This window comes from Crystallibacter permensis (genome assembly GCF_025960875.1).
GTDB lineage: Bacteria > Actinomycetota > Actinomycetes > Actinomycetales > Micrococcaceae > Crystallibacter > Crystallibacter permensis.
This window is the reverse complement of record NZ_JAODLR010000052.1, coordinates 1-3,378: the sequence shown is the minus strand read 5'-3', so window position 1 is coordinate 3,378 and position 3,378 is coordinate 1. Positions and strand designations below refer to the sequence as shown.

Sequence of the window (3,378 nt, the reverse complement as noted above, 5' to 3'; positions counted from 1 at the left end):
GTAGTCTGCGTATTTCATCTGATGAATCATGACGGCTCCTCTCCCCGCTGTGATGCGGGACGCCCATGGAAGGGCGAGTTTACGCGGATCACTGGCTGATCCCGGCTCTGTTGTCGGCTTCGGCGCGGCATCCGCTTGAGGGCGCGGCGAAGTCTTGTTCGGACTCGGAAAGCATCTCTGACCTGCGGGTTTGCCTTGAAATCTCATCTGATGAATCATTGATTCGTTTGTTTGTGCGGCGTCTGGAGGCGGAAATTGGGTGTGGACCGGTCGGGTCGGGTGCTTGTTGTGGCGGGGTCGGTTCCGCTGCTGCATCCCGAGCAGCACACCGTCGAGGAAATGCTGGACGGGTGGCGCAACCAGCAGCTCTCGCGCAACCTGCAGTTCGACACGATCGCCCAGCGGATCCGCTATGTCCGCCGGTTTATCGAGCACATGAACGAGTTTCCGTGGAACTGGACGCCGGCCCATGTCGAGGAGTACTTCGGCGATCTGCGCTCCATCAAGCGCCTGTCACACTCCTCGGTGCGGGTCCAGCAATCCGCCCTGAGGGCATTCACCTCCTACATCGCCAACCCCGACTACGGCTGGGACCGACGCTGCGAAGAGCTCTTCGGCACCCACCCGGCCCAGGTGTTCTTCGAGTGGAACAGCGCCCCACACGTGCAGGAATACGAGGGCGGGCCTGCGAAGCGCCCGTTCACACGCCGGGAGCTGCAGATGCTCTTCGACCACGCTGACGACGAGGTCGAACGCGCCGCAGCCTCCGGAAAGAAGGGCTGGCAGTCGGCCTACCGGGACGCGGTCATGCTCAAGGCGGCCTACTCCTACGGGCTGCGGTTCAACGAGCTGAGGCACCTGCAGGCGGTGGACTTCGCCGCCAACCCGCACGCCCGCCGGTTCGGGAGGTTCGGGGTCTGCAAGGTCCGCTTCGGCAAGTCCCGCAGGGCTTCCCCTCCGAAGCCCCGCAGCGTGCTGACGGTCTTCGACTGGACCCCCGGGATCTTCGAGGACTGGCTCGCCAACGGCCGCGGCACCCTCGACACGCTTGACCTGTTCCCCAGCGAACGCGGTGGGCTGATCAGCGAATCCACTCTCCTGCGGCGGCTGCGGCGCTATGTCCAGGAGCTCGGGATCCCCTCGGACGGGTTGGACCTGCATTCGTTGCGGCGTTCCTATGCGACCCATCTTCTGGAGGATGGATGGGATCCTAGGTTTGTGCAGTATCAGATGGGACACGAACATGCCTCCACGACCGGCATCTATCAGTTCGTCAGCGACGACTTCCGCGCCACGACCCTGCGGACCGGGCTCGAGCGGACCGTCACGGAAGCCTTCAGGCGCCCGGGAGGTGACTGGTGAAGCGGCAGGTTGAGTATCGCTGGCGCCTTGCGGAGCTGATGGCCGCGCGAGGCCTTCACAACACCACCGACCTCATACCGCTGCTCGCCGAGCGCGGGATCGTCCTCTCCCGCCCCCAGGTCTACCGGCTCGTGAACCAGAAGCCCGAACGCGTCGCACTGCAGCTCATCTCCGCGATCTGCGACATCTTCTCCTGCGGCCCGGAGGACCTCATCACGGTCACCGCAGCAGACGTAAAGGCCCGCAAGACCGGGACCGCCAGCTCCCCCAACGTCGTCGACCTCAACCGCACCGCCCGCCCACGCCGAGCCCGCATCATCGATGATGACCACTGAGCCCTCAGGCCTCAGCCCGCGCAACACCACCCGCGGCCGACCAAGGACCACGGGCACCGATGTCTGCGCCCGCTGCGGCCGCAACACGGGCAAGGCCCGGGTGAGCTGGCCGGAGGGGAAGGTCTGCGGACCCTGCTTTACCGTCGCCACCCGGACCTACGGCAGCTGCCCCGGCTGCAACCAGCATCGGCTCCTCCCCGGACCCCCATCTGACCGGGGCGGACCCCGCTGCGCCGAATGCGCAGGCATCCCCCACGACTTTCGTTGCACCCGCTGCCGGACCGAGACCGAGTCCTACCGGCGCGGCACCTGCGCCCGCTGCGCCCTCCGCGACGACCTCACCGTCATGCTGCTCGCCCACCCGGCGGACCCGGCGGCGATGGGCCGGCTGGTCGACGTCCTCTGCCAAGCCGAGCGCCCGGAGAGCATCATCACATGGAAGCGCTCTCCCAAGGTCCAGGTCCTCCTGGCCTCACTCTCTGCCGGGAGCACTCCGCTGACCCACGAAGGCCTCGACCAGCACATTGAGACGGCAGGGCGCGCCGTTGACCACCTCCGTGCCATTCTGGTCCACCACGGCCTGCTCCCATACCGGGACCCGTACCTTGCCCGCTTCGAGACGTGGATTGAGGACAAGCTCCACCCCCTGCCGCCCGAGATCGCCCGGCCCGTCGAGCACTTCGCCAAATGGCACCACCTCAAGCGCATCCGGTCCACGGTCACCCCCGACAGCCCGGCCCGCGGCCCGGTCCACTCCGCCAAGCAGGAGATCACCGAGACCATCAAGTTCCTCGGCTGGCTCTGGGACACGCACCAGCGCACCGCCGCGACCTGCGTCCAGCAGGACGTTGACGAGTGGAGGGCGAGTGGCCCCACCACCCGCAAGCTGATCCGGACCTTCTTCGTCTTCGCCCGCAACACCAGGCTCAACGTCAGCGTCGACGTCGGCCACTACACCGCACGAACCCGCCCCACGCTCGCCCAGGACCAGCGGCTGGCGTGGCTCCGGGAACTCCTCAGCGGCAGCAGCGAATCCCTTCCCTACCGGGTCGCAGGGATCCTGCTCCTGCTCTACGCCCAGCCCCTCGTACGGGTCGCAGCGCTCCGCACCGACGCGATCGCCATCGACCCGGCGACAGGCCAGGCCGCTATAAACTTCGGGGGCCGTCCCGTTCCCGTCCCGGCGCCGTTCGCCAAACTGCTTCTGGACCACATCAAGACCCGGCCCAACCTCCGCACCGGCGTCAGCGAGAGCCCATGGCTCTTCCCCGGCACCCACGCCGGCCACCACCTGCACCCGAACACCATCACGCACCGGCTCGGCTCGCTCGGTATCCAGCTCACAGGAGCCCGCAACCGTTCGCTCGACGACCTCGTCACCCAGATGCCGCCGCCACTAGTCGCGGACGCACTCGGCTACAGCTACCAAGTGGCCTTCAAACACACCGATTCAGCCGGAGAAAACTGGGCCAGATACGCCAGCCTGAAACGCCAACCGTAACCGGCGACGGAAAGCCAAAGCCCCAGCAGTATGCCGCACAGAACACTACTCAGAGTCCTCCGGCGAACGGCCCCGTCTGCCCTCTTCTCCCAGATGGTCACTAGCACCAGCGGATGAGTCGAACCTGCACAGGCGCCAGCCGATGAATACGCCCGAACCTGATACGCAGAGGTGCCAGTA

Annotated in this window: 3 protein-coding genes; all 3 read left to right on the top strand. The window is 66.5% G+C overall.

Translation table 11 applies throughout. From position 1 onward, the window contains the following. The first annotated feature begins 261 nt into the window (after nt 1-261). Genes B0G38_RS23065 through B0G38_RS23055 form a run of 3 tightly spaced genes read left to right on the top strand, consistent with a single transcriptional unit; the run spans nt 262 to nt 3,198 of the window. Nucleotides 262-1,362, top strand: coding sequence for a tyrosine-type recombinase/integrase (locus tag B0G38_RS23065; protein ID WP_264671635.1), 1,101 nt, complete (start codon nt 262-264; stop codon nt 1,360-1,362). Further along, nucleotides 1,359-1,697, top strand: coding sequence for a helix-turn-helix domain-containing protein (locus B0G38_RS23060; protein WP_169999112.1), 339 nt, complete (start codon nt 1,359-1,361; stop codon nt 1,695-1,697). The genes B0G38_RS23065 and B0G38_RS23060 overlap by 4 nt, the downstream gene beginning before the upstream one ends. Continuing rightward, entirely contained in the window at nt 1,684-3,198 is a 1,515-nt protein-coding gene (locus tag B0G38_RS23055) for a recombinase XerD (RefSeq protein ID WP_264671634.1), read from the top strand. The genes B0G38_RS23060 and B0G38_RS23055 overlap by 14 nt, the downstream gene beginning before the upstream one ends. Nucleotides 3,199-3,378: the final 180 nt, after the last annotated feature.